This window comes from Thioalkalivibrio sp. AKL7 (assembly GCF_000381705.1).
Taxonomy (GTDB): Bacteria; Pseudomonadota; Gammaproteobacteria; order Ectothiorhodospirales; family Ectothiorhodospiraceae; genus Thioalkalivibrio; species Thioalkalivibrio versutus.
Window position 1 is genome coordinate 90,791 of sequence record NZ_KB906950.1, and the last position, 25,134, is coordinate 115,924.

Here is a 25,134-nt window from a genome sequence, read left to right on the forward strand (position 1 = left end):
GTCAGCTCTTCTGCTTGTCCGGGTCCTCGCCGCTCTCGATCTTGCGCGTGATGTACCACTGCTGGGCGATGGAGAACAGGTTGTTGGTGAACCAGTACAGCACCAGACCCGCCGGGAAGAAGGCGAAGAACACGGTGAACACGAACGGCAGCGCCATGAAGATCTTCTGCTGCACCGGGTCCATCGGCGGCGGGTTCAGCTTGTACTGCACGAACATCGAGACGCCCATCAGGATCGGCAGGATGAAGTACGGATCGCGCGAGGACAGATCCTGCACCCACAGCCACCAGGGCGCCTGGCGCAGTTCGACACTCTCCAGAAGCACCCAGTACAGGGCGATGAACACCGGGATTTGCACCAGGATCGGGAGACAGCCACCCAGCGGGTTGATCTTCTCCTTCTTGTACAGGTCCATCAGCGCCTGGTTCATGCGCTGCTTGTCGTCCTTGTAGCGTTCCTTCAGAGCCTGCAACTTGGGCGCGACCTTGCGCATGCGCGCCATGGAACGGTAGCTGGTCGCGGAGAGCTTGAAGAAGGCCAACTTGATCAGGATGGTCAGGATTACGATCGACCAACCCCAGTTGCCCACGAAGGCGTGGATCTTGTCCAGCAGCCAGAACAACGGCTTGGACAGGAACGTGAAGATGCCGTAGTCGGCCGTAAGCTCCAGCCCCTGGGCGATCTCGGAGAGCTCTGCCTGGAGCTTGGGTCCGACCCACAACCGGGTGGAGAACTCGCCGCTGCTCCCCGCTGGGATCTGGCGCGATTCGGAGTGCAAACCAATCAGGTACTCGTCACCCAGATCGCTGGGTACGGCACGCGCGTACAGCGCATTGACCTCGTCTTCACCCGGAACCCAGGTGGAAACGAAGTAGTGCTGAATCATCGCGATCCAGCCCCCCTGGATGCGTGCCTGAATGGGGTCGTCGCGGAACGATTCGAAGCTTTCGCGTTGGTAGCTGCCATCAAAATAGGCCGCTCCGGTAAAGGTGTACAGCCACCAGGACTCCCGATCCGGCGTCGGCCCGTGGCGGAGCTGTCGGTACTGGCGACCGCTCCAGGTGGAATCGGACCGGTTGTGGACCTCGTAGTCCAGCTCGATCAGATGCGAGCCACGGGTAAAGGTGTAGGTCTTGGTGACCTCGATCTCGCCATCGTCGGAGACCCAGCGCAGCGGGACCTCGAGCTGTTCCTGCCCGTCGGCGAGCTCGAAGCGGTCCTGGTCGACCTGGAAATTGGCGTGGTGCGACGGGGCACGCCCCTCCATCGACTGGTCGTTCACCCGATCGTGGGTCAGACCACTCTGGGCGACATAGCCGCGCACGCGATGGTCGAACAGGCGGACCGGCACCAGCGGATCGTCCTGCAGGTCCCGTGGATACTGCAGCAGGTCGGCGCGCAGCAGCGTGCCCCCGCGAGTGTCAATCAGGATCTCGTGGGTATCGGTACGCACGGTGATCTGCTGACGGTCCGGCTCCTGCAGGGTGCTCACTTGCGGGGCGTCTGCCGCCCGCGTGTCCGGTTCCGACTCGAATTGCGGCGCATCCGGCACGTCCTCCGGACGGGCATCGGGATCCTCCGCGGCGCGCTCGGCGGCGGTGTCCGGCTGGGATGTGCTGCCGTAATCCTGGTTCCAGGCCTGCCACATCAGGAACAGGACAAAGGCCAGGGTCAGCCACAAAAGGGGGCGAAGGTTATCCATGAGCGCGACTACTTTGAGGGTCGAGTGCTGGGAGTATCGGAACGCGGGTGCGGGACCGGGTCATAGCCACCGGGCGACCAGGGATGGCAGCGCAGGATGCGGCGCAAACCGAGCCAAAAGCCCCGCAGGACCCCGTGAGTCTCGACCGCCTCGACGGTATAGGCCGAGCACGTAGGGTAATGCCGACAATGGGGTGCCATGAACGGCGAGATGCCGTACTGGTAGGCCCGGACGGGCAACAGGGCGATCTTGCGTGGCAGAGTCATTGCAGACGTTCCAGCAGGCTGTCGATCTCGGCGCGCAGGGCGCGGCGGTCCATGGTCGCCGCGCCGCCTCGGGCCAGCACGATCATGTCGACCGGTGGCAGGTGGGCCCGCCGCCGGCGGAAGGCCTCGCGCACGATGCGCTTGATCCGGTTGCGGTCCGATGCCTGGCGGACATGCCGCTTGCCAATCGCAAGGCCCAGGCGTGCCTCGCCGGATTCCGAATGGCGATAGAGCAGGGTCAGCTCGCGACCGCGCTGGCGCCGGGCATCCTTGAAGACGCGCTGATAGTCCGCACCGGTCAACAGACGGACGCGGCGCGGAAAGGTCTCGCTAGCTGGCGCCGCGGTCACGGGAGCCGGCGCGCCGCCCGGACTACGGGCAGAGGCGCTTGCGGCCCTTGGCGCGACGGGCGTTCAGGACCTTGCGACCACCACGGGTGGCCATGCGGGCCCGGAAGCCGTGCGTGCGGGCGCGAACGAGCCGGCTGGGTTGAAAAGTGCGCTTCATGAGAGTTCCCGTGACGCTTGGTTAAAGGGCGGTGAAAACTAGCGCCATCCGGACGCAAAGTCAATCTCGAGGGTCGGCAAGTCGCTGGCACCGGGTACCCCCATCGGCGTAGACTCGGTGGCTTCCAATTCCCCCGTCGCCCCGGAGACGAACGCGTGTCAGCCAATGCCCTGTGGACAGCCTGTCTGGATCGCCTGCAGGGGAAGGTCAGCGAACAGCAACTCAATACCTGGCTGCGGCCGCTGCATGCCGAAGAGTCCGAAGGCGGGCTGCGACTGCTCGCGCCGAACCAGTTTGTGTTCGAGCACGTGCGCGATCACCTGCTGGAATCGATCGAGCAGACCGTGGGCGAGCTGCAGCCGGTGGGTGACCAGGACGGACGCCGCGTGCGACTCGGGATTGGCGGTGCGCAGCTTCCGGTCCCGCCGACCCCCAGTGGTCGCGAGTCCCGCCATGATCGCGGTGCTGCAGACAAGAGCGCCAGCACTGCGCCACGCCCCCAGGGGCCCGTGAGTAACCTGAACCCGGCCTTCACCTTCGACAGCTTCGTCGAGGGCAAGTCGAACCAGCTCGCGCGCGCAGCCAGCCTCCAGGTCGCGGAAAACCCCGGGGTGGCCTACAACCCGTTGTTCATCTATGGCGGGGTCGGGCTCGGCAAGACCCACTTGATGCATGCCATCGGGCACAGCATCCTGGCCCGGCACCCCGAAGGGCGGATCATCTATCTGCACTCCGAGCGCTTCGTGGCGGACATGATCAAGGCGCTGCAGCACAACGCGATCGACGAGTTCAAGCAGCACTACCGCTCCGCCGACGCACTGCTGATCGACGACATTCAGTTCTTTGCCGGCAAGGAGCGTTCCCAGGAGGAGTTCTTCCACACCTTCAACGCGCTGCTGGAGGGCCAGCAGCAGATCATCCTGACCTCGGATCGCTACCCGAAAGAGGTCGAGGGGCTGGAGGAACGCCTGAAGTCACGCTTCGGCTGGGGGCTGACGATCGCGATCGAGCCGCCAGAACTGGAGACCCGGGTGGCCATCCTCCAGCGCAAGGCGGAGCAGGCGGGGATCGAGCTCCCGTCCGAGGTCGCATTCTTCATGGGCAAGCGGATCCGTTCCAACATCCGCGAACTGGAAGGCTCGCTGCGGCGGGTGATCGCCAACGCGCACTTTACCGGGAAACCGATCACCGTCGAGTTTGCCAAGGACGCGCTGCGCGACCTTCTCGCGGTACAGAACAAACTGATTACACTTGAGAATATCCAGAAGACGGTCGCGGACTACTATCGCGTGAAGGTGGCCGATCTGCTGTCGAGCCGGCGCAGCCGATCGATTGCCCGTCCGCGGCAGATCGCGATGGCCCTGGCAAAGGAACTGACCCAGCACAGCCTGCCGGAGATCGGACAGGCCTTCGGCGGTCGCGATCACACCACGGTAATCCATGCCTGCCGGAAGGTCGCCGAACTCCGCGAGGCGGACGCCAGCCTGGACGAGGACTACTCGAATCTTCTGCGGACTCTCAGTAGCTGAAGTGGCTGTCCAATGCTCGGCAAAGCTGTGGATAAGCTGGGTGCAACTCCGGTATGGAAAGGTGGAAAACGCGGACCGCGAAACTGTCCACAGGTTGGGAACAGGCTTCACAGAGGTTCGGGAGAGCCAAAAATTGTCGATAAATAACTGAATTTAAAATGAAATCGGGGTTTCCTGCACAGGTCGACGTGCCCCTTATTACTACTATTTAAATATCTAAACACTAGATACAGGACATCGCCATGGAACTGTCTTTCAATCGCGAGACGATGACCGAAGCGCTGCAACGGATTGTGGGCGCGGCCGAAAAACGATTGACGATGCCGATTCTCGGGAATGTGCGTCTGCGACCGGACGACAACGGCGCGATCCGGATGGATACCACGGATCTCGAACTCGCCTGGCAGGCGGATGCGGAAGGCACCATCCCTGGCGAATGCGATGTCACCGTATCGGTGCGCAAGCTGTTGGACGTCGTGAAGGCGGCCCCGGGGGACAGCGAGATTCGGGCTCGGGTGGAAGGCGAACGCATGACCGTGGGATTCGCCGGTTCGCGCTTCAGCCTGGCGACCCTGCCCGGCGCGGACTTCCCCGACTGGGAGGCGCGAGGGTCGGAGGTCGTGCTCGATGTACCCCAGAACCGGCTGCGACGTCTGCTGGAAGCGACGATGTTTTCGATGGCGCAGCAGGACGTGCGTTACTACCTCCAGGGTTTGCTCCTGGTAGCCAGCGGGACCAGTCTGCGGGCGGTCGCGACGGACGGGCATCGCTTGGCGCTGGCCGAGGTGGAACTCGAGCATCCGGTCGAGGGCCGAGTTGAACGCATTGTCCCGCGCAAGGCCGTGGCGGAGTTGCGACGAAATCTGGCCGACGACGAATCGACGGTCCGGATTGGATTCGGGGAAGACCAGGTCGTATTCGAACTCGGGAAAGCGGTCCTGCGCAGCAAGGTGATCGAGGGGCGCTTCCCGGACTACGAACGGGTCATCCCCTCGGACCTGCCCTCCACGTTGCGGGTCGACCGGGAAGTTCTGAAACAGGCGTTGGGCCGGGTCGCGATTGTGGCGAGTGACAAGTATCGCGGCGTACGCATGGCCCTGGGGGAGAACGGTTGCCAGGTGATGACCCACAACGCCGATCGCGAAGAGGCCCAGGAGTCGGTCGAGGCGGAATACGACGGGGGGCCAATGGAGATCGGGTTCAACCTTGGTTACCTGGCGGACGTGCTGAATGTCCTGGAGACCGAGCAGGTTCGCATCGGGTTGCGTGACGGGAACTCGTCGATCCTGATTCAGGCGGAACCACCGGGCGGGGCGCGCTACGTGGTGATGCCGATGCGCCTGTAGTTCCGGGGTCTGCGTGCTGGAGTCGCTGTGGTGGCAGGGGGTCCGCAACCTTGAGGAACAGGCCTTGACGTTGGGGCCGGGAATCAACCGGCTGGTCGGGCCGAATGGTGCAGGGAAGACCTCCATTCTCGAAGCAGTGCATATCCTCGCGGCTGGGCGCTCATTCCGTACTCAGCAATTACGTCGTGTTGGCCGGAGCGGAGCCGAAGGGTTGTGGATTGGGGCGGTAGTGAAGGACCCGGCTGGGGGCTCCCATCGGCTGGGGATTAGCTGGGATGGTGCGCGCCGGTCGCGGCTCGATGGCCGCTGGATGGAAGGCCATGCGGCGGTCGCTGAGTGGTTGCCGGCGCGAACGCTGCATGCGGGCTCCTTCGAATTGTTGACGGGTGGACCGGAAGAACGCAGGCGCTTGCTGGACTGGGGCTGCTTCCATGCGATCCCGGGGTATCGGGGGCAGTGGCAGCGCTGGAAGCGGGCCCATGACCAACGTAATGCCGCCTTGCGCGCGGGGGACCGCGCGGGGGCTCGCGAGTTTGAGCGACCCTGGCTGGAATTCGGCGAGGCGATCAGTGACGCGCGCCGTCGTTACGTGGAATCCTGGCAGGCGGCGACCATGGAGGCCGCCCGGCAGTTCGGATTCGGCGAGCGGTTAGCCGATTTGAACTTGAATCCGCGGATGGGCTGGGATCGGGAAAGGAGCCTGAGCGAGGCCCTGGAGCGTAGCCGGGAGGGCGACGAAGAACGCGGCTTCGCGCAGGCGGGGCCGCAGCGGGCCGACATCGATTTGCGGCTATCGGGTCGTCTCGCCGCCGAGGCCTCCCGGGGCGAGCAAAAGCGCCTGGTTACGGCTCTCGTGGGCGGGCAGGCATGGATGCTCGAGACCGAGACCGGGCGGACGCCGGTGATGTTGCTGGACGATGTGGTCTCGGAGCTGGATCGCGAGGCAGTGGAGGGATTGATGTCCGGGTTGTGTGCGTCGGGCTGGCAGATCCTGGTGACCGCTGTGGGAGATGACATCCCGGGGCTGGCAGGGGATACCGCAGGGCAATTGTTCCACGTGAAACATGGTCGCGTAACACCCGAATCCCCAGCCTGATGCGCCCGGGCCTTGGGTCTCTTGGCCCTCCTGGACCCCCGTACGTGACCTCACCGGTGCCCCCCGCCTTTGCGCTATACTGGCGTGTCTGCAACTGGCCGGATGACTGACCCGCATGTCCGAAACTGAAGCCCAAGATCCCTCCGTCTACGATTCCTCTCAGATCCGCGTCCTCAAGGGCCTGGATGCCGTTCGCAAGCGACCGGGCATGTACATCGGTGACACCGATGACGGCACAGGCCTTCACCACATGGTCTTCGAGGTGGTCGATAACTCGATCGACGAAGCGCTGGCGGGTCACTGCGACAGTATTGAGGTCACGATCCACGAGGACAATGCGGTCTCCGTTACGGACAACGGTCGCGGCATTCCCGTGGATATCCACGAAGAAGAGGGTATGTCGGCTGCCGAGGTCATCCTCACTGTCCTGCATGCAGGCGGGAAGTTCGACAACAACTCCTACAAGGTCTCCGGCGGCCTGCACGGCGTGGGTGTCTCGGTCGTGAATGCCCTGTCGGAAGAGCTCCGCCTGGAGATCCACCGGGATGGTCAGCGCCACGAACAGATCTATCACCTCGGCGTCCCGGATGCGCCGCTGGCGGTGACCGGCACCACGGAGCGCAACGGAACGAAGATCTGGTTTCGCCCCAGCCCGACCATCTTCACCGACATCAATTTTCACTACGAGATCCTCGCCAAGCGCCTGCGGGAGCTGTCGTTCCTCAACTCGGGCGTGCGCATCACGCTGCGCGACCACCGGGACAACCGCGAGGAGACCTTTGTCTTCGAAGGCGGTATCCGTGCCTTCGTCGAACACCTGAACCAGAAGAAAACCGCGCTGCATCCCACGGTCGTCTACGCCGACCAGATGCGCGAGGACTACGCAGTCGAAATCGCCCTGCAGTGGAATGACTCCTACCAGGAGAACATCTTCTGCTACACCAACAACATTCCGCAGCGCGACGGTGGCTCGCACATGGCGGGCTTTCGCGCCGCGCTGACGCGCACGATCAATCAGTACCTGGAGAACGAGGGGCTGATCAAGAAGGCCAAGGTCGCCACGGCGGGCGACGACATGCGCGAAGGCCTCACGGCCGTGCTCTCGGTCAAGGTGCCGGATCCCAAGTTCTCCTCGCAGACCAAGGACAAGCTGGTTTCCTCCGAGGTCAAGCCGATCGTCGAAAGCGTGCTGTCGGACGCCCTCAACAACTTCCTGCTGGAACACCCGCAGGAAGCCAAGGCCATCACCGAGAAGGTGCTGGATGCCGCGCGAGCGCGCGAGGCCGCCCGCAAGGCGCGTGAGGTCACCCGCCGCAAGGGCGCGCTGGATATTGCCGGCCTGCCGGGCAAGCTGGCCGACTGTCAGGAGAAGGACCCGGCTCAGTCCGAGCTCTACCTGGTCGAGGGTGACTCCGCCGGAGGTTCGGCCAAGCAGGGCCGTGACCGCCATTTCCAGGCGATCCTGCCGCTCAAGGGCAAGATCCTGAATGTCGAGCGGGCGCGCTTTGACCGTATGCTGGGTTCGGCCGAGGTGGGCACGCTCATCACGGCGCTGGGCTGCGGTATTGGCAAGGAAGAGTACGATCCGGACAAGCTGCGTTATCACCGCATTATCATCATGACTGACGCGGACGTGGACGGCTCCCATATCCGTACCCTGCTTCTGACCTTCTTCTTCCGCCAGATGCCGGAACTGATCGAGCGCGGCCACGTGTATATCGCGCAGCCGCCGCTGTACAAGATCAAGCGTGGCAAGCGCGAGCAGTACGTGCGCGACGAGGCCGAAATGGGCGAGATCGTGATCTCCCTCGCCCTGGACGGCGCCGCGCTCTATCCCAGCCCGGATGCACCTCCGATTACCGGCGAGGCCTTCGAAGACCTGGTGAAGGGCTATCAAAAGGCCGCGCGCGCCGTGCAGCGCCTGGGCCGGATGTACGACTCGCGCATCCTCTGGGCGATGCTCGAGGCCGATGCGATCCCCGAGCCCCGAAGCGTAACCAACGCTGCGGTTCAGGCATGGTTTGCCCGCATCCTGGAGAATCTATCCAGCGACAAGGCGGGTGCAACCCGCTACAGCCTGGGGCCGGTGACCCAGCATGAAGGCACGGCGCAGCTGAGCCTGGACCGCATCGAACACGGCGCCGCCCTGTCGCAGTACATCACCGATGACACCCTCGCATCGCGTGATTTTCAGGCAGTACTTGACCTGTCCGCCCGTCTTAACGCCCTTCTCGACGAAGGTGCGTACATGAAGCGCGGGGAACGCGTCCACGTGATCGAGGGCTTTTCCGAAGCCATGGAATGGCTCCTGCAGGAAGGCCGCCGCGGGCTGGCAACCCAGCGCTACAAGGGCCTAGGCGAGATGAATCCCGACCAGCTTTGGGACACCACGATGAACCCCGAATCCCGCCGCCTGCTCCAGGTCCGGGTCGAAGATGCCATCCGTGCCGACGAAATCTTCACCACCCTGATGGGCGATCAGGTCGAGCCGCGTCGCGAATTTATCGAGTCGCGAGCCCTCAGTGCCGAGAACGTCGATATCTGACGTTCTTGCTGCCAAGGTACGGATCCCGCCGGCACCATGCAGGTCCTGGCCGCACTCCTGGTCCTGGTGATTCTGGCGCTGGTCGCGTTTCGCCTGTACACCCATCTTGCAGTCCATGAACGCCGCGTCGTCGCGGCCTGGGCTCGACTCGATACCCTGCTCACCCAGCGCAATGGGCTGCTGGAGCGGGCTTGGTCCGCGACCCGGACCGATCCGCCCCTGGACCTGCGGGCGCTCCAACGGGTGGTCCAGGAACAGGAGCGAGCGCGACGCTGCGGCGATCTTCCCGGTCTGGCCCGGGGCGAACGCGCCATCCGCGCCGAATGGGACCATATACGAACGCAAATCCTTGATAAATATAATAATTTATCGGATTCGACCGATCGACTGCCCCCTCGCGTAGCGGCACTGGACCAAGCAATTACTGAGGCCCTCGGCCGCTACAATGCCGCTGTGGATGCCTATGCCGGGCTGCGCCGCCAGTGGGCCTACGGACTCCTCGCCCGCCTCGCTGGCCATGCCGTCTTTCACCCCGTTCGCCCGCCGAGCCCGTAAGCTTCGCCCGGACGACCCCGTTGCCGGGAACACCCTGCCGGACATTCTGTCCGAATGGCATAATCCACTGCTGGCCCGACCCCTGGAGATACCGTGTCCAACCCCTTGCTGCAGACCGACCGGCTGCCCGCCTTTCGTGCCATCGAGCCTCAACATGTGCTGCCCGCGGTGGAAACCGTCCTGGTGGAGAATCGCGCGGAGATTGACCGGCTGGTCGCGGCCGTCGGGGATCACCCGACTTGGGCCACGCTGATCCGGCCATTGCAAGCGCTGGACACGCGCCTGGATGCCGTCTGGTCTCCGGTCGGACACCTCAATGCGGTCATGAACGGTCCCGAGATTCGCGAGGCATACAACGCCAGCCTCCCCCTGTTGTCGGATTACGGCAGCTGGGTCTCGCAGCATCAGGGCCTGTACCGGGCGGTCCGTCGCCTGGCAGACAGTGAAGAGTACGCGCAGCTTTCGCCCCAGCGGCGCAAGGTGCTGGATGACATTCTGCGTGATTTCCATCTGAGCGGCGTCGACCTCCCCGAGGCCGAGCGCGAACGCCTGCGCGCCATCAACGCCCGCCTTTCGGAGCTGACTGCACGTTTCGAAGAGAACGTGCTGGACGCCACTCAGGCCTGGACTTGGCAGACCGATGATGCGGCCGCGCTCGCCGGCATCTCCGAGTCCGATCGGGCCATGCTCGCGCAGAACGCTCGCGATCACGACCAGACGGGCTTTGTCGTGACCCTGGACATCCCCAGCTACCTCGCAGTCATGACCCACGCCGAGGATCGCGACCTGCGTTACCGTGTGTACGAGGCCTTCACGACGCGTGCGTCTGACCTCGGGCCCGGCGCCGGCAATCACGACAACAGCGAGATCATGGTCGAGATCCTCCAGTTGCGGGAGGAGAAAGCGCATCTGACGGGCTTTCGCCACTACGCCGAGCGCTCGCTCGCGACCAAGATGGCTGATAGCGCCGAGCAGGTCGAAGGCTTCCTCCAGGATCTGGCGCACCGCGCGCGCCCCCGGGCCGAGCGCGACCTGGACGAGTTGCGCGCCTTTGCCCGCGACGAGCTCGACCTCGGAACCCTGGAGGCCTGGGATATGGCCTTCGCGGCCGAGAAGATGCGTGAGCGACGCCTGGGCCTCAGCCAGGAGATGTTGAAGCCCTACTTCCCCGCTGACCGCGCGGTCAGCGGCTTGTTCGGTCTGGTCCAGCGCCTGTTCCAGGTCCGCTTCGAGCCCGACGACAGCATCGAGACCTGGCACGACGACGTCCGGTTCTATCGCATCTTTGACGCGAATGGCATCGAACGCGCTGGCTTTTACTTCGATCTCTACGCACGCAAGAACAAGCGCGGCGGCGCCTGGATGGATGTCTGCCGCAACCGTTTCATCTCCGAGGACCGAGCCCAGCTGCCGGTCGCCTACATGACCTGCAACTCCACCCCGCCGGTGGACGGCAAGGCCGCCCTTTTCACTCATGACGAAGTGATTACGCTGTTCCATGAGTTCGGTCACGGCCTGCATCACATGCTGACCCGGGTGGACGAACCCGACATCGCCGGCATCAACGGCGTGGAATGGGATGCGGTCGAACTGCCCAGTCAGTTCATGGAGAACTGGTGCTGGGAACGCGAGGCGCTGGATCTGTTCGCGCGCCATCACGAGACCGGCGAGGCGATGCCCGAGGACCTGTTCCAGCGCCTGCAGGGGACGCGCCACTTCCACACGGCGTTACAGCTATTGCGCCAGGTCGAGTTCTCCCTCTTCGACATGCGCCTGCATGCCGGGCCCGCCCCTGCGAATGCGGCGGACATCCAGCGGCTCCTGGAGACCGTGCGTCAGGAGATCGCGGTGGTCCATCCGCCGGCGTTCAATCGCTTCGCCCACGGCTTCGGCCACATCTTCGCCGGCGGCTACGCCGCGGGGTACTACAGCTACCAGTGGGCCGAGGTCCTGTCGGCTGACGCATTCGGGCGCTTCGAAGAGGAAGGTCTGTTTTCGTCCGAGGTGGGGGCGGCCTACCTGCGCGAGATTCTCGAGGCCGGTGCCTCGCGCCCGGCCGCGGACTCCTTCCGTGCCTTCCGCGGGCGCGATCCGCAGATCGACGCCCTGTTGCGCCATAGCGGCCTGGAGGAGAAAGCCGCGTGAAGATCGCCAGCTGGAACGTCAATTCGCTCAAGGTGCGTCTGCCGCAGGTCCTCGATTGGCTGGGGAGCTCGCGGACCGACGTCCTGGCCCTGCAGGAGACCAAGCTGACCGACGAGAACTTTCCGGCCGCGGCCATCCGCGATGCGGGCTATCAGGTCGTGTTCTCCGGACAGAAGACCTACAACGGCGTGGCCATCATCTCCCGCAGCGAGGCCACCGACGTGGTCACCGACCCGGCGGGGCTCGAGGACGCCCAGCGCCGTATCCTCGCCGCCACCATCGGCGACGTTCGCGTGGTCAACCTGTATGTCGTGAACGGCGAGAACGTCGGTACCGAGAAATACGCCTACAAGCTGGACTGGCTAGCGCGGCTGCACGCCTGGTTGGCCGACGAGCTTGCGCAGCACCCGAATCTGGTGGTCCTCGGTGACTTCAACATCGCCCCGGATGATCGCGACGTGCACGACCCCGAGGCCTGGCACGAGCGCATCCTTTGCTCCACGCCGGAACGCGAGGCCCTGGCCGCGCTGACCGATCTCGGCCTCACGGATACCTTCCGCACCTTCGAGCAGCCCGCGGAGGAGTATTCCTGGTTCGATTATCGGGCCGCGTCCTTCCGTCGCAATCGGGGCCTGCGCATCGACCTGGTCCTCGCCAGCGCTCCCTTGCAGGCCCGTCTGCAGGCCGCGGGCATCGACCGCGAACCGCGTGCCTGGGAGCGTCCGTCCGACCATGCCCCGGTCTGGGCGGAATTCTCCGCCTAACCCTGGCCCGGGTCGCACCAACCGGCCATTCCCGAGGGAGACCCCGTGAAGTACAAGGATCTGCGCGATTTCATTGATGGCCTCGAACAGCGCGGCGAGCTGCGCCGCATCACCCGCGAGGTGGACCCGAACCTGGAGATGACCGAGATCGCCGACCGCGTCCTGCGCGCCGGCGGCCCGGCCCTGCTGTTCGAAAACCCCACCGGCTCCGACATCCCGGTGCTCGCCAACCTGTTTGGCACCCCGGAGCGGGTGGCCATGGGCATGGGCGAGGACTCTGTCGAAGCCCTGCGCGAGGTCGGGCGCCTGCTCGCCTTCCTGAAGCAGCCGGATCCGCCCAAGGGATTCAAGGCGGCCTGGGAACAGCTGCCGATCTTTCGCAAGGTGCTGGACATGGCGCCCAAGAAGATCCGCGGGGCGCCGTGTCAGCGCCATGTAATAGAAGGCGATGCGGTCGATCTCGGCCAACTCCCGGTCCAGACCTGCTGGCCGGAAGACGCCGGTCCCCTGATTACCTGGGGCCTGGTGGTCACCCGTGGCCCGGAGAAGTCGCGCCAGAATCTTGGTATTTATCGCCAGCAGGTCATTGGGCGCAATCGCGTGATCATGCGCTGGCTGTCCCATCGCGGCGGGGCCCTCGATTTTCGCGAGTGGTGCCAGGCCCACCCCGGCGAGCCGTTTCCCATCGCGGTTGCCCTGGGTGCCGATCCGGCCACCATCCTCGGCGCCGTGACCCCGGTGCCGGATACCCTGTCCGAATATGCCTTCGCCGGATTGCTGCGTGGCAGTCGAACCGAGGTCACCCGCTGCATCGGTTCCGACCTGGAGGTCCCGGCCTCCGCCGAGTTCGTGCTCGAGGGGCATATCCACCCGGGTGACACCGCGCCGGAAGGCCCGTTCGGGGACCACACGGGTTACTACAACGAGGTGGACGAGTTCCCGGTCTTCACCATCGACCGCATCACCCATCGTGATCAGCCGATCTACCATTCCACCTACACCGGTCGCCCGCCGGACGAGCCCGCCGTGCTCGGGGTGGCCCTGAACGAGGTCTTCATCCCAATCCTGCAGAAGCAGTTCCCGGAGATCGTGGACTTCTATCTGCCCCCCGAGGGCTGCTCCTACCGCATGGCCGTCGTCTCCATGCGCAAGCAGTACCCGGGCCACGCCAAGCGCGTCATGATGGGCGTATGGTCCTTCCTGCGTCAGTTCATGTACACCAAGTTCGTGATCGTGGTCGACGACGACGTGAATACCCGCGACTGGAAAGACGTGATCTGGGCCATCACCACCCGCATGGACCCGGCCCGCGACACCACCCTGGTGGAGAACACCCCGATCGACTATCTCGATTTCGCTTCCCCAGTCTCCGGACTGGGCTCGAAGATGGGCATGGATGCGACCTCCAAATGGCCGGGCGAGACCGATCGCGAGTGGGGCCGGCCGATCGCCATGGACGAGGCGGTCAAACGCCGCGTGGACGAGATCTGGGATGAACTGGGGATATGAGGCGTGACGCGCCGCCGAATCCCGGGCGCGGTCGGGCTCCTGGCTGTACTGCTGCTGGCCTTGACCGCCTGTGCGGCCGCCCCGGAGCGTGAAACCGTGCGCGCGGCGGGGACCCCAGTGAAGGAAGCTCCTGCGGGCGCAGCGATCGCCCCCGATCGCGTCCGCCGCTGGTCGGCCGCAGAACCCGTCGCCGTGGTGATCGCCCTGCACAGCTTCCGCGATCACGCCGGTGCCTATGAAGCCCTGGGTCCCTGGCTGGCCGATCGCGGCTACAGTGTCCAGGCGCTGGATCAGCGCGGCCATGGCACGAGCGAGCAACACGGCCGCTGGCCGGGTGCCGAACCCCTGATCAGCGACGTGGCTGCCATGGTCCGCGCGGTGCAAGCGGAGTACCCCGAGCGGCCGGTTTTCCTGCTGGGCGAGAGCATGGGCGGATCCGCCGCACTGGCAAGCCTCGCCACTCATCCGGAACTGGAGGTCGCCGGGGTTATGGCCATTGCCCCGGGCCTGCGTGGCGGGATCCCCGCTCGGGGTTTCTGGGATGCCGCCGTGCGTACCAGCGAGGTCCTCGCCGGCGGGCTCACGCTGACCATCGACCCCGACTACTCCGACAGCCTCGCGCCCGCCGCGGTCGAACGCTTCTCCACGGATCCGCGCATCATTCGCCGCGTGCGCATGGATACCTATGCCGGCGTGGTCTGGCTGGCCCAGTACGCCACGGATCATATCGGCCACGTCACAGCCCCGGTGGTGTACCTGTGGGGCGAGCAGGACGGGACGATCCAGCGCGAGTCGGTCTACATGGCCGCCCGTGCCCATCCACAGGGCCAGGCCGAGGTCTGGACCGACCCCGACTGGCCGCATCTCATTCTGCACGCCCCCGACTGGCCGACCACGGCCACCCGCCTGGTCGACTGGATGCAGCGGGTTACGACCGATCCGGCGGGCTCGCCTGCGGTATTGGCTCCCAACCCCCGCCACGACCCGTAGCCGAGGCCGCCGACCCGGTCGGACTGCGGTTGCTTGCGTTCGGGGCGGCAGCGGCGAGAATAACGGCCTTTCCGCGACCGAGGGTTTCCGATGGCGTTCGATGTCACCATTCAGCCCAGTGGCCATGTATTCGAGGTCGAAGACGACGAGACCGTCCTCGAGGCCGGCCTGCGCCAGGGCTTCGCCTTTCCCTACGGCTGCCGCAATGGCGCCTGTGGCTCCTGCAAGGGGCGGGTGCTGCAGGGCGAGGTCGATCACGGGCCGAACAAGCCACCGGGCATCAGCGAGGCGGAACTGGCCGACGGCATGGCCTTGTTCTGCCAGGCGGTCCCGGTGGACGACCTCGAGATCGAGGTGAAAGAGATCGGCGCAGCCAGGGACATCGTGGTCAAGACCCTGCCGTGTCGCGTGGCGGCCCTGAACCGCCTGGCCGACGACGTGATGGAGCTGCGTCTGCAGCTCCCGGCCGCCGAGCGCCTCCAGTTCCTCGCAGGGCAGTACCTGGACATCCTGCTCAAGGGGGGTGAGCGCCGCAGCTACTCCCTGGCCAACGCCCCGCACGACGATGCCCAGCTGTCCCTGCATGTCCGGCACATGCCGGGCGGGCGTTTCTCCGCCATGGTGTTCGAGGAGCTCAAGCCCAAGGCGCTGCTGCGTATCGAGGGGCCGCTGGGCAGCTTCTTCGTCGACGAGGAATCCCCGCGCCCGCGCCTGTTCGTTGGCGGGGGCACCGGTTTTGGTCCGTTGAAAGGCATGCTGGACCATCTGGCTGCCGAGGGACTGGATCGACCGCACCACCTGTTCTGGGGCGCCCGCGGCGCCGATGGCATCTATGCCCCGGACTGGCTGCAGCAGATGACCGCCGAGCACGCCGGACAGTTCCGTTTCACGCCGGTGCTGTCGGATACCCCGGCCGAGACCGCCGCCGGCTTTGCCGCCGTCAGCGGCTGGCCTCACGATGCGGTGCTGTCGGAGTACCCGGACCTGTCCGGCTTTGATGTCTACATGGCCGGGCCACCGGCGATGATCCACGCCGCGCGCGAGGCCTTCCGCGCCGCCGGGCTGCCACCCGAGCAGCTGTACTACGACAGCTTCGAGCCCGCCACCCCGGCCGAGTGACACCGCCGGTGCCCGCGTCGCTTATTCACCACGAAGGGCACGAAGACACGAAGAAGGGCAAGGTCACAATCATTTGAACCACAGAGGAGACAGAGGTCACGGAGAAAACCGGGAATGGCGTCATAAGGACGTAGGATGCGGATGAGCGCAGCGAATCGCATCAGTTCCTCTGCGAGCCGCTGATCCCGACCTCGATGCCTGGCTCGGTCTGTTCACCGACGAGTTGGTGCCCCGCACGGGGACGACGCGCCAACTCTGTGGTGTAACCGCCTTTCTTCCTGTATTCGAGCCCTTTGTGGTAGAAAAACCTAGGCCCCATTCGCGCGCAGGCGTTCCCCCAGGCGGTGGACCGCCGCCAGCATGGCGGCATCGGTGGGATCCTCGGCGGTCTCCACTGCAGCCTTGAAGCCCAGCTCCTGCGCGATCTCCGCGATGCGTTCGCTGCCGACCACCAGCGGGGTCTTGCGCAGCCACATGCGCCCCAGCTTGCCGACCATCTCGTACAGGTTGCGCAGCCCCTCGCCACTGGTGATGGTGATCACGCCGATCTGCCCGCGCGAGAAGGCGTACATCAGCTCGCCGGTATCGCCCTCGGGGCGCCCGCGGCGGTAGGCCTCGGCAAAGGTCACCTCGGCGCCGCGGGCCTTCAAGGTGTCGCCCAGCAATTCGCGGCCGCCATCGCCGCGGAAGATCACCACGCGCTTGCCGGCCACGTCCTGCATCGCCTCCTGCGCCAGCAGGGCCTCGCTGTCGAAGCGTCGCGGCGGCAGGATGTCCGCCGGGCGCCCGAAGCCCTTCAGTTCCTGTGCCGTGCGGTTGCCGATCGCCGCGATCTTTGTGGTGGCGGGCCATGAATGTTCCGCCAGGGCCAGATTGAGCACGCGCTGGACGGCGTTCGGGCTGATGAACACGGCGATATCGAAGTCCGCCAGCCGGTCCAGGACCTCGCGCAGGTTGGTGGGATCACTGGGGGCCAGGATCTCCAGCACGGGAAAGCGGATCACGCTCGCGCCCTCGGCCGTCAAGGCGGTACAGAACGGCTCTGCCTGGGCGGCCGGCCGGGTGACCAGGATGCCAAGGCCGGCCAGCGGGCCGTGGGCCTCGTCGACCACCGTGTTGTCGTCTGCGGATGCGGTCATGCGTCTACCCCTTCGTGTCCTGGCCGTGTTCGCGATGGGCGGCCGCGAGCAGTTCGCCTGCCCCGAGTTCCAGCAGCATGTCCGCCAGGCGGATCCCGAGGGCCTGGGCGTCGCTGCGCGGCCCCTCGACCTGGCGGCGCAACAGGCGACTGCCATCCACCGCGCCGACCAGGCCGTCCAGGTGCAGCTGATCCCCGACCAGCGTCGCATGGGCTGCCAGTGGGACCTGACAGCCGCCTTCCAGGCGACGGTTGAAGGCCCGCTCGGCGCGCACGCGGTCGGCGGTATCCGTATCGTTCAATGGTGCGATCAGCGCGCCGATGGCGGTATCGCCGGCGCGACACTCGATGGCGATGGCACCCTGACCAACCGCCGGCAGGCTGACGTCCGGCTCCAGGCAGCTGCGAATCCGCTCATGGAACCCGAGGCGTTTGAGCCCGGCTGCGGCGAGCAGGATGGCGTCGTATTCGCCGGCATCCAGCTTGGCTAGGCGGGTATTCACGTTGCCGCGCAGGTCACGGACCTCCAGGTCCGGTCGCCGCGCGCGCAGCTGGCACTGCCGGCGCAGGCTAGAGGAGCCAACCCGGGCCCCCTGCGGAAGCTCGTCGACATGTGCGTACTGGTTGGACACGAACGCGTCCAGTGGATCCTCGCGGTCGAGGATCACCGGCAGTTCGAGCTGCTCGGGAAGCTCCATCGGCACGTCCTTCACCGAGTGCACCGCGATGTCGGCGCGGTCCTCCAGCAGCGCGATCTCCAGCTCCTTCACGAACAGGCCCTTGCCGCCGATCCGCGCCAGCGGGGAGTCCAGGACACGGTCGCCCTGGGTGGTCATGCCCACCAGTTCAACCGGGCGTTCCGGCTCACGGGCGCGCAGACGGGCGGCGACGTGTTCGGCCTGCCACATGGCAAGCGGGCTCTTTCGGGTGGCGATGCGTACAGGCTTCATGGATTGTCCGGGCGAGCCACGGCGCGAGCGGCCGGGCGTTCAAACGGACTAGTATAACGGCGAATGCTTCGCGCCCCGAATCCCGCAGGGGTGTGCGGCCCTCTCAGGTCCCGTTGCGCAGGTAATCGCGCACTCGTGGCAGCTGGCGGCGGCTGATGGGGATGGGGTCCAGGTCGTCGTGGAACAGCAGGCGGTGGTCGGTCTGGCCGAGGCTTTCGACGCCCTTGACCGAGGCCTTCACCGCCAGGCAGCCGCGGTGCACCCGCAACAGGGCGGGGCCGTACAGGCCCTCCAGTTCGCGCAGGCGGGTGTCGACGAAGCCGGCCAGGCGTGCCGAGCGCGCCATGACGTAACCGCCCTCCGCGATGAAGATGTCCACCTGTTCCAGCGGTACGCGTTCCTCGCGCCGGCCGACGGTGATGTGGACCTCGTTCGGGAAGGTCTCGGGCCGGTCCTGTTTTTGCTGCACCGCACGCTGCAACGCCTGTTCCAGCCGTTCGCGGCGCACCGGCTTCAGCACGTAGTCGCGCACCCCGGCCTCGAACGCCTCCAGCGGAAAGCGGTCGTGTGCGGTGACCAGGATCACCGTCAGCGCGGGATCTTCCGCATGCAGACGCCGCGCGAGTTCCAGCCCGGTTTCCCCGGGCATGTTGATATCCAGCAGCAGGGCATCCGGCGCGTGGTCCTGCAATTGCATCTCGACCTCGCCGGCATGCGCAGCTTGCGCCACCACCCGATGCCCCAACTCCTGGACGAGCGCGGTCAGGCGTTGACGGGCAATCGGTTCGTCGTCGGCAATCAATAACTCCAGTCGAGCGTTGTTCATGTAGTTTCCCCCCGGTTCGCGAGCGGCAAACGGATCCGGACCTCGAACCGCTCGACCTCGGCCTCGGCCTCGAAGTGTACCTGCCCGCCGAAGGCGTGCTGCAGCCGCAGGCGTACCGCATCGGTGGCGGTGCCGGTCCCCTCGCCGCGTGCGTGTGGATCCACGGTGTTGCCGATGGTCACCGTGACCCGTCCGGAATCCATGCGGCAGCGCACCCATATGCGCCCTGCGCCGCGTGCGGGTGCGATCCCGTGCTGGATCGCGTTCTCCGCCAGCGGTTGCAGGATCAGCGTGGGCACATCGAGATCCAGGCCCGGGTGGTCGGGGCAGTCCCAGTCGAGGACCAGGCGTTCGCCGAAACGGGTCTGTTCGATCTCGAGGAACGCGCGGACCAGGTCCAGCTCCTCACGCAGCGAGTGGCGGTCGCCGGTGGCGAATGTGGCGCGGAACAGATCCGCCAGATCCAGGGTGACCTGTTCCGCACGCGCAGGATCACTGCGACACAGCCCGGCGATGGTGTTCATGCTGTTGTAGAGAAAATGCGGGCGCAGGCGGGCGCGCATGGCCTGCTCCCGGGCCGCTGCCACGGCCCGGGTTTCGCGTTGCCAGGCCGCCTGCAGGTACAGGTAGTGCATGGCCATCAGGCTGAGGATGGTGGCGACACCGATCACCGGCCAGCGCAGCGCCGGGTCGGCCAGCACCAGTTCCTCCGCGAGGCGATAGACGATGGCGGTGTTGGCGATGGGAACCAAGGGCGGCAGCACGATCTGGGCGGTCAGCGGCAGTCGCTGCAGCGGTCTCTTGAGCCCGCACAGGATCAACAGGCTGGTCAGTGCCACCCAGAAGATGAACAGCGCGTGCAGCGCCAGGGCCGAGAGCCAGTCCTGACCGCCGCCGCGCAACAGGGCCACGGCCAGTGCCAGCAGCACGGCCACCATGAGCACGCGCAGCAATGTCTCCGCGCTGCAGAAATCGGGCAGCGGCGAGAGCCCACTGGTGGTGTCCCTGATGGTTTCCCCCTGGGCCATGCGTAACACTCCCCCTGTTGCCGTGCACAAACGGGCGCCGGATCGCGCCATGTTCACTCCCCGGCTGTGCCCGTATACTTCCGTGTCTTTCCCCACCCGCTTCAGGATGCACCATGACGCAGGATTCCCCGCACGACAAGCCAGCCGCCACGCCTGCCGCCCCCGGTGAGGCCAAGCTGTGGGGCGGGCGCTTTTCCGAACCGACCGATGCCTTCGTCGAGCGCTTCACCGCGTCGGTGGATTTCGACCGGCGTCTGTACCGCGAAGACATCCAGGGCTCACAGGCGCATGCGCGCATGCTGGCCAAGGTCGGGGTGCTGACGCAGGCCGAGGCGGAGCAGATCCTTGCGGGGCTCGATGCGATCCGCGACGAGATCGCCGCCGGCGAGTTCGACTGGCAGGTCGGGCGCGAGGACGTGCACATGAACATCGAGGCGCGCCTGATCGAACGCATCGGCGATGTCGGCAAGAAACTGCATACCGGGCGTTCGCGCAATGACCAGATTGCGACCGACATCCGCCTGTGGCTGCGCGCGGCCATCGACGATGTCCTGCGCCTGATCCGCGGCTATCAGGATGGCCTGGTGGCCCTGGCCGAGCGTGAGGCGGATACCGTGATGCCCGGCTTTACCCACCTGCAGACCGCGCAGCCGGTCACCTTCGGCCATCACATGCTGGCCTGGTACGAGATGCTGGAGCGCGATGCCGAGCGTCTGCGGGATACGCGGCGCCGGGTGAACATCCTGCCGCTGGGCGCCGCCGCGCTGGCCGGTACGCCGTATCCGCTGGATCGTGAATACACCGCCGAGCTGCTGGGTTTCGACAGTGTCACCCGCAACTCCCTGGACGCGGTCTCCGATCGTGACTTCGCCATCGAATTCACCGCGGCCGCCGCGACCCTGATGATGCACCTGTCGCGTCAGGCCGAGGAGCTGGTGCTGTGGACCAGCGCCCAGTTCGCCTTCATCGAGCTGCCGGATCGCTACTGCACCGGCTCCTCGATCATGCCGCAGAAAAAGAACCCGGACGTACCCGAACTGGTGCGGGGCAAGACCGGTCGGGTCTATGGCCACCTGATGTCGCTGCTGACCCTGATGAAGAGCCAGCCGCTGGCGTACAACAAGGACAATCAGGAAGACAAGGAACCGCTGTTCGACACCGTCGACACCCTGCTGGGCTCGCTGCGTGCGTTCGGCGACATGGTGCCGAACCTTGAGGTACGGCGGGAGAATACGCTGGCGGCGACGCGCAAGGGCTTCGCCACGGCGACCGATCTGGCCGACTACCTGGTCGGGCGCGGTGTGGCCTTTCGCGATGCCCACGAGGTCGTCGGGCGAGCGGTGCGTATTGCGCAGGAGCGCGGGGTGGATCTGGCGGAGCTGCCGCTGGCGGACCTGCAGGCGATCAGCCCGGCGGTGGGTGAGGACGTGTTCACGGTGCTGACGCCCGAGGGCTCGGCCGCCGCGCGTAACCTCACGGGGGGGACCGCCCCGGAACAGGTGCGCCGCCAGGCTGCGGCCGCCCGCGAGCACCTGGCCGCGCTGGCCCGCGCCGACCGCTGAGTTCACCCCGCGCTCCGGTTCCCGGAGTGCGGGGGCGGGGCGCGTCTGTGTGCCGCCTGGCCCGCCTTCAGATCCGGTCCAGCGTGGACTCCAGCACTTCCCAGTGGACGTTGCCGTGGACGACCTCGTAGGCCAGCAGTAGCTGGCCGTGCGCCGAATCGCCCTCGAAGTTCGCCAGGACCCACTGGTGGTTCAGGACGTGGATGCCGTCGCGGCGGAACGCGTATGCGTCGCCTTCCGGCGCCTCGTGCGGGATCAGGCCGGTCTGCTGCATCAGGTCATCGGCGAGACGCTCGTTCGGGCGCACCATGCCGCGACGCTGCAGGTCCTGGAGATGGGCATTGGTCAGGCCCAGTTCCACCGGACGCGGGATCTCGTGGCGGGTGTATTGCTGCAGCTGCATCTGCGCCTGCAGCAGATCGCGGTTGGCCTCCGCGAGGTCCTGTTCGAGCCCATCGCCGCGCGCGATGTAGATCGCCAGGACGACCACGAAAAACAGCATGAAGCCGAGCCAGACCAGGCGTTCGCTGGTCTTCAGGTTCTGCGGCTTGGGGTTGTCTTGTTCGGACACGGGGCTTGCCTCCGGAATGCAGGGTGCCGTTTGCCGTGGGGCATCCGGCCGGAAAATGAACGCGCGACCGCCGTGGGTTCCTGAACCCGGGTCGATGCGACGCGCATGATAACCCCTGACACCGCAACCTGCCGAGAATGCCCCATGTCGGTCCCCGACCCCGTCAACGCCGCCGCCTCCGAGAGCCAACTGGAGTGGATCAACCACTTTGCCTGTCTGCCGGAGGCCTTTCACGAAAGCCCGGCACCCGCCCCGTTTCCGGATGCGACCTGCCTGGCGAGCAGCCCGGCCATGTGCGAGCGTCTGGGCCTGGAGGCCGCGGCCCTTGGCCGCGACCCGTGGCTCGGGGCCTGCACTCACGGTAGCGAGCTGGCGGGGGCCGAGCCGCGGGCCTCGGTGTACGCGGGGCACCAGTTCGGTGTCTTCGTGCCGCAACTGGGCGATGGTCGCGCGAAGCTCCTGGGCGAGGTTCGCACGCCAACGGGCGAGACCTGGGAGTTGCAGGTCAAGGGTGCCGGCCCGACGCGCTTCTCGCGCGGCGCGGACGGTCGTGCGGTCATGCGTTCCTCGGTGCGCGAGTACCTGGTCTCGGAGGCGATGGCCGCGCTGGGCGTGCCGACCACCCGTGCGGTGGCGCTGTTCGGGTCCAGCCTGCCGGTGTACCGCGAGCGCGTCGAGCCGGCGGCCATCGTGCTGCGCGCCGCGCCCAGCTTCCTGCGCTTCGGCCATTTCGAGTACTTCCACTACAACGGCTACAGCGCCCGCCTGCAGGAACTTATCGACTACGCCCTGACGCATGACTACCCGGAACTCCAGGGGGCCGATGATCCCGTCGCCGCGATGCTGGAGGCGGTGATCGCCCGCACCGCGGAGATGGTCGCCGACTGGCAGGCCATCGGGTTCTGTCACGGCGTAATGAACACCGACAACATGAGCCTGGCCGGCCTGACCATCGACTACGGCCCGTTCGCGTTCATGGATGCCTTCGACCCCGGCTACATCTGCAACCACACCGACCAGGGCGGGCGCTATGCCTTCGACCAGCAGCCGCAGATCGCGCAGTGGAACCTGATCCGCCTGGCCGAGACCCTGGTGATCCATTTCGCCGACGCTACCCGCGAGGCGGCGATCGAGCGCGCCAAGGCGCTGCTGCAGGGCTTCCAGTCGCAGTACCGGCAGGCCTGGCTGGCGCGTATGCGGGCGAAGCTCGGGCTGCAGGTGGAGCAGGAGGACGACGAGGCGTTGATCCAGGATCTGCTCGCGCGCATGGCGGCCGAGGGTGTGGATTACACCCGCTTCTTCCGCCAGCTGCCGGATCTGGAGCAGGCGGAGATCCGGGCGCAACTGGAATCGGAACTGGAGGATGGGGCCGCATGGCAGGCCTGGTGGTCGCGCTATCAGGCGCGGCTTGCGGGGGAGGGGCTGCCCCCTGAAGAGCGGCGCACGGCGATGAATGCCGTCAATCCCAAGTACATCCTGCGCAACCATCTGGCCCAGGCCGCGATCGAGCAAGCCGAGGCGGGGGATGCATCCGAGGTGCTGCGTCTGCAGCAGATCCTGGCGCGTCCGTTCGCCGAGCAGCCGGAATACGAGGCCTATGCGGACCTGCCGCCGGAGTGGGCGAGCGGGATCCAGCTAAGCTGTTCGTCCTGAGAGGGCGTGCAGGCCGGACCCCGGACTGGAACGTCCGGAGACCGGGGCCAACTTATCCGAGGATGCCGCGCAGGATGTAGAAGTAGACCACCGCCAGGATCGCGCCGGCCGGCAGGGTCACGATCCAGGACAGGAAGATCATGCGCACCAGGCCCAGATTGATCGCGGCAATCCCGCGTGCCAGGCCCACGCCGAGGATCGCGCCGACCAGGGTGTGCGTGGTGGAGATCGGCAGCCCGGTGCCGGAGGCCAGGACCACGGTAGCTGCTGCCGCGGCGGTGGCGGCATAGCCGCGGCTGGGGGTGAGCTGGGTGATCCCGGTGCCCACGGTCGCGATCACCTTGTGGCCGTAGGTGAACAGGCCGAACACGATGCCGACTCCGCCCAGCAGCAGCACCCACATGGGCACGACGGTCTCGGTGCTCACATCGCCGGTCTGGATCACGTCCACGACTGCAGCCAGCGGGCCGACGGCATTGGCGACGTCGTTGGAGCCCAGGGCAAAGGCCATCGCGCACCCGGTCACCACCATCTGGATGCCGAACACCTTCTCGACATTGGCGAAATGGGAGCCTTCCTCGCCCACGCCAGCGGGATCGTCAAAGCGCAGGCGGCGGATCGCCATCATCCCGAGCACGACCACGATGGCGCTGATCAGGATCGCGAAGCCATAGGCCTGCACGGGCGTGAGGTCCAGGCCGACGTGGGTCAGGCCCTTGAACATCGTCACCAGTGCCGTGACAAAGGCCGTGAGGAAGATATAGAGCGGCGCCCAGCGCTTGGCGTTCTTCAGCGGATCGACGGTATCGAGGATCAGGATCTGCACACTGCGGAACAGGGCAAAGGCGATCATCCCGCCAACGAGCGGCGAGACCACCCAGGACATCGCGATGGTGCCGACACGTTCCCAGCGAACCACCTCGAAGCCGAGGCCGACCACGGCAAAGCCGACGATGGCGCCGATGATGGAGTGGGTCGTGGAGACCGGCCAGCCAAAATATGAGGCGACCATCAGCCAGGTCCCGGCGGCTGCCAGGGCCGCCAGCATCCCGTAAACGAGCAATTCGGGGTTGTCGGCCATCAGGCTGGAGTCGACCATCCCGCTGCGAATGGTCTGGGTGACCTCGCCGCCGGCCAGCCAGGCCCCGGAGAACACGAAGATCGCGGCTACAAACACCGCCTGGCGAATCGTCAGCGCGCGTGAGCCCACCGAGGTGCCCATGGCATTGGCAACGTCGTTGGCGCCGATGCCCCAGGCCATGAACAGGCCGAAGATCACTGCAAGGCCGAGCAACAGGGTGCTGTATTCCATGCCGTCCTCGGTGCCTGTGCC

At 66.1% G+C, this 25,134-nt stretch carries 22 protein-coding genes; 12 read left to right on the forward strand and 10 right to left on the reverse strand.

All coding sequences use genetic code 11. From position 1 onward, the window contains the following. Position 1: 1 nt before the first annotated feature. Genes yidC through rpmH form a run of 4 tightly spaced genes read right to left on the reverse strand, consistent with a single transcriptional unit; the run spans position 2 to position 2,475 of the window. On the reverse strand, positions 2-1,702 hold the full coding sequence (gene yidC / locus G315_RS0107480) for a membrane protein insertase YidC (protein WP_038032059.1): 1,701 nt from the start codon (positions 1,700-1,702) through the stop codon (positions 2-4). Positions 1,703-1,710: 8 nt separating this feature from the next. Continuing rightward, positions 1,711-1,968 (reverse strand): membrane protein insertion efficiency factor YidD, encoded by a 258-nt coding sequence (gene yidD, locus G315_RS14185; RefSeq protein ID WP_047251849.1) that lies wholly within the window; start codon positions 1,966-1,968, stop codon positions 1,711-1,713. Then, positions 1,965-2,318, reverse strand: coding sequence for a ribonuclease P protein component (rnpA, locus tag G315_RS0107485; RefSeq protein ID WP_038032062.1), 354 nt, complete (start codon positions 2,316-2,318; stop codon positions 1,965-1,967). The genes yidD and rnpA overlap by 4 nt, the downstream gene beginning before the upstream one ends. A gap of 22 nt (positions 2,319-2,340) precedes the next feature. Continuing rightward, positions 2,341-2,475, reverse strand: a complete 135-nt coding sequence (rpmH, locus tag G315_RS0107490; RefSeq protein WP_018141118.1) for a 50S ribosomal protein L34 — start codon at positions 2,473-2,475, stop codon at positions 2,341-2,343. A gap of 155 nt (positions 2,476-2,630) precedes the next feature. Here rpmH and dnaA point away from each other — a divergent pair, with 155 nt between their 5' ends. The 10 genes from dnaA (at position 2,631) to G315_RS0107540 (ending at position 16,073) form a co-directional block, all read left to right on the forward strand. Further along, complete coding sequence (gene dnaA / locus G315_RS0107495) at positions 2,631-4,004, forward strand: chromosomal replication initiator protein DnaA (protein WP_019612224.1); 1,374 nt, start codon at positions 2,631-2,633, stop codon at positions 4,002-4,004. Positions 4,005-4,246: 242 nt separating this feature from the next. Beyond that, a complete protein-coding gene (dnaN, locus tag G315_RS0107500) occupies positions 4,247-5,350 on the forward strand; it encodes a DNA polymerase III subunit beta (RefSeq protein WP_018144964.1) in 1,104 nt (367 codons plus the stop codon). A gap of 13 nt (positions 5,351-5,363) precedes the next feature. Beyond that, complete coding sequence (locus G315_RS0107505) at positions 5,364-6,446, forward strand: DNA replication/repair protein RecF (protein ID WP_081624460.1); 1,083 nt, start codon at positions 5,364-5,366, stop codon at positions 6,444-6,446. Positions 6,447-6,561: 115 nt separating this feature from the next. Beyond that, on the forward strand, positions 6,562-8,991 hold the full coding sequence (gene gyrB, locus G315_RS0107510; RefSeq protein WP_018168802.1) for a DNA topoisomerase (ATP-hydrolyzing) subunit B: 2,430 nt from the start codon (positions 6,562-6,564) through the stop codon (positions 8,989-8,991). A 36-nt stretch (positions 8,992-9,027) separates the two neighbouring features. Beyond that, entirely contained in the window at positions 9,028-9,546 is a 519-nt protein-coding gene (locus G315_RS0107515; protein ID WP_019612226.1) for a hypothetical protein, read from the forward strand. A 93-nt stretch (positions 9,547-9,639) separates the two neighbouring features. Then, on the forward strand, positions 9,640-11,691 hold the full coding sequence (locus G315_RS0107520) for a M3 family metallopeptidase (protein WP_019612227.1): 2,052 nt from the start codon (positions 9,640-9,642) through the stop codon (positions 11,689-11,691). Continuing rightward, positions 11,688-12,455 (forward strand): exodeoxyribonuclease III, encoded by a 768-nt coding sequence (gene xth, locus G315_RS0107525; protein ID WP_018144969.1) that lies wholly within the window; start codon positions 11,688-11,690, stop codon positions 12,453-12,455. The genes G315_RS0107520 and xth overlap by 4 nt, the downstream gene beginning before the upstream one ends. Positions 12,456-12,500: 45 nt before the next feature. Beyond that, positions 12,501-13,964 (forward strand): 4-hydroxy-3-polyprenylbenzoate decarboxylase, encoded by a 1,464-nt coding sequence (gene ubiD, locus G315_RS0107530; RefSeq protein ID WP_018144970.1) that lies wholly within the window; start codon positions 12,501-12,503, stop codon positions 13,962-13,964. Between the two features lie 3 nt (positions 13,965-13,967). Then, a complete protein-coding gene (locus G315_RS0107535) occupies positions 13,968-14,954 on the forward strand; it encodes an alpha/beta fold hydrolase (RefSeq protein ID WP_019612228.1) in 987 nt (328 codons plus the stop codon). Between the two features lie 90 nt (positions 14,955-15,044). Beyond that, positions 15,045-16,073, forward strand: coding sequence for a CDP-6-deoxy-delta-3,4-glucoseen reductase (locus tag G315_RS0107540; protein ID WP_019612229.1), 1,029 nt, complete (start codon positions 15,045-15,047; stop codon positions 16,071-16,073). A 308-nt stretch (positions 16,074-16,381) separates the two neighbouring features. Here the strand turns inward: G315_RS0107540 and G315_RS0107550 are convergent, their stop codons facing one another. The 4 genes from G315_RS0107550 to G315_RS0107565 all read right to left on the reverse strand — a co-directional run bounded on the left by G315_RS0107550 (position 16,382) and on the right by G315_RS0107565 (position 20,015). Continuing rightward, positions 16,382-17,212 carry a uroporphyrinogen-III synthase gene (locus G315_RS0107550; RefSeq protein ID WP_018144974.1) on the reverse strand — a complete coding sequence of 277 codons (831 nt, stop codon included), beginning with the start codon at positions 17,210-17,212 and terminating at the stop codon, positions 16,382-16,384. Positions 17,213-17,216: 4 nt separating this feature from the next. After that, positions 17,217-18,161, reverse strand: a complete 945-nt coding sequence (hemC, locus tag G315_RS0107555) for a hydroxymethylbilane synthase (RefSeq protein WP_081624461.1) — start codon at positions 18,159-18,161, stop codon at positions 17,217-17,219. Positions 18,162-18,264: 103 nt separating this feature from the next. Beyond that, positions 18,265-18,987 carry a LytTR family DNA-binding domain-containing protein gene (locus G315_RS0107560; RefSeq protein WP_019612232.1) on the reverse strand — a complete coding sequence of 241 codons (723 nt, stop codon included), beginning with the start codon at positions 18,985-18,987 and terminating at the stop codon, positions 18,265-18,267. After that, positions 18,984-20,015 carry a sensor histidine kinase gene (locus G315_RS0107565; protein WP_018144977.1) on the reverse strand — a complete coding sequence of 344 codons (1,032 nt, stop codon included), beginning with the start codon at positions 20,013-20,015 and terminating at the stop codon, positions 18,984-18,986. The genes G315_RS0107560 and G315_RS0107565 overlap by 4 nt, the downstream gene beginning before the upstream one ends. Before the next feature lie 113 nt (positions 20,016-20,128). Between G315_RS0107565 and argH the strand changes: the two genes are divergently transcribed. After that, entirely contained in the window at positions 20,129-21,577 is a 1,449-nt protein-coding gene (gene argH / locus G315_RS0107570) for an argininosuccinate lyase (protein WP_018144978.1), read from the forward strand. A gap of 67 nt (positions 21,578-21,644) precedes the next feature. Here the strand turns inward: argH and G315_RS0107575 are convergent, their stop codons facing one another. Then, complete coding sequence (locus G315_RS0107575; RefSeq protein ID WP_019612233.1) at positions 21,645-22,148, reverse strand: hypothetical protein; 504 nt, start codon at positions 22,146-22,148, stop codon at positions 21,645-21,647. A gap of 144 nt (positions 22,149-22,292) precedes the next feature. Between G315_RS0107575 and G315_RS0107580 the strand changes: the two genes are divergently transcribed. Continuing rightward, complete coding sequence (locus tag G315_RS0107580) at positions 22,293-23,801, forward strand: YdiU family protein (protein WP_019612234.1); 1,509 nt, start codon at positions 22,293-22,295, stop codon at positions 23,799-23,801. A 52-nt stretch (positions 23,802-23,853) separates the two neighbouring features. Here the strand turns inward: G315_RS0107580 and G315_RS0107585 are convergent, their stop codons facing one another. After that, positions 23,854-25,113, reverse strand: coding sequence for an inorganic phosphate transporter (locus tag G315_RS0107585; protein WP_018144981.1), 1,260 nt, complete (start codon positions 25,111-25,113; stop codon positions 23,854-23,856). Positions 25,114-25,134 lie beyond the last annotated feature (21 nt).

What these genes read in the sequence shown, in the direction of transcription:
- yidC (WP_038032059.1), bottom strand. Translation starts at nt 1,702, where the DNA reads ATGGATAACCTTCGCCCCCTTTTGTGGCTGACCCTGGCCTTTGTCCTG.
- G315_RS0107565 (WP_018144977.1), bottom strand. Translation starts at nt 20,015, where the DNA reads ATGGCCCAGGGGGAAACCATCAGGGACACCACCAGTGGGCTCTCGCCG.
- hemC (WP_081624461.1), bottom strand. Translation starts at nt 18,161, where the DNA reads ATGAAGCCTGTACGCATCGCCACCCGAAAGAGCCCGCTTGCCATGTGG.
- G315_RS0107540 (WP_019612229.1), top strand. Translation starts at nt 15,045, where the DNA reads ATGGCGTTCGATGTCACCATTCAGCCCAGTGGCCATGTATTCGAGGTC.
- dnaN (WP_018144964.1), top strand. Translation starts at nt 4,247, where the DNA reads ATGGAACTGTCTTTCAATCGCGAGACGATGACCGAAGCGCTGCAACGG.
- gyrB (WP_018168802.1), top strand. Translation starts at nt 6,562, where the DNA reads ATGTCCGAAACTGAAGCCCAAGATCCCTCCGTCTACGATTCCTCTCAG.
- G315_RS0107550 (WP_018144974.1), bottom strand. Translation starts at nt 17,212, where the DNA reads ATGACCGCATCCGCAGACGACAACACGGTGGTCGACGAGGCCCACGGC.
- argH (WP_018144978.1), top strand. Translation starts at nt 20,129, where the DNA reads ATGACGCAGGATTCCCCGCACGACAAGCCAGCCGCCACGCCTGCCGCC.
- rpmH (WP_018141118.1), bottom strand. Translation starts at nt 2,475, where the DNA reads ATGAAGCGCACTTTTCAACCCAGCCGGCTCGTTCGCGCCCGCACGCAC.
- G315_RS0107580 (WP_019612234.1), top strand. Translation starts at nt 22,293, where the DNA reads ATGTCGGTCCCCGACCCCGTCAACGCCGCCGCCTCCGAGAGCCAACTG.
- G315_RS0107515 (WP_019612226.1), top strand. Translation starts at nt 9,028, where the DNA reads ATGCAGGTCCTGGCCGCACTCCTGGTCCTGGTGATTCTGGCGCTGGTC.
- G315_RS0107585 (WP_018144981.1), bottom strand. Translation starts at nt 25,113, where the DNA reads ATGGAATACAGCACCCTGTTGCTCGGCCTTGCAGTGATCTTCGGCCTG.
- G315_RS0107560 (WP_019612232.1), bottom strand. Translation starts at nt 18,987, where the DNA reads ATGAACAACGCTCGACTGGAGTTATTGATTGCCGACGACGAACCGATT.
- yidD (WP_047251849.1), bottom strand. Translation starts at nt 1,968, where the DNA reads ATGACTCTGCCACGCAAGATCGCCCTGTTGCCCGTCCGGGCCTACCAG.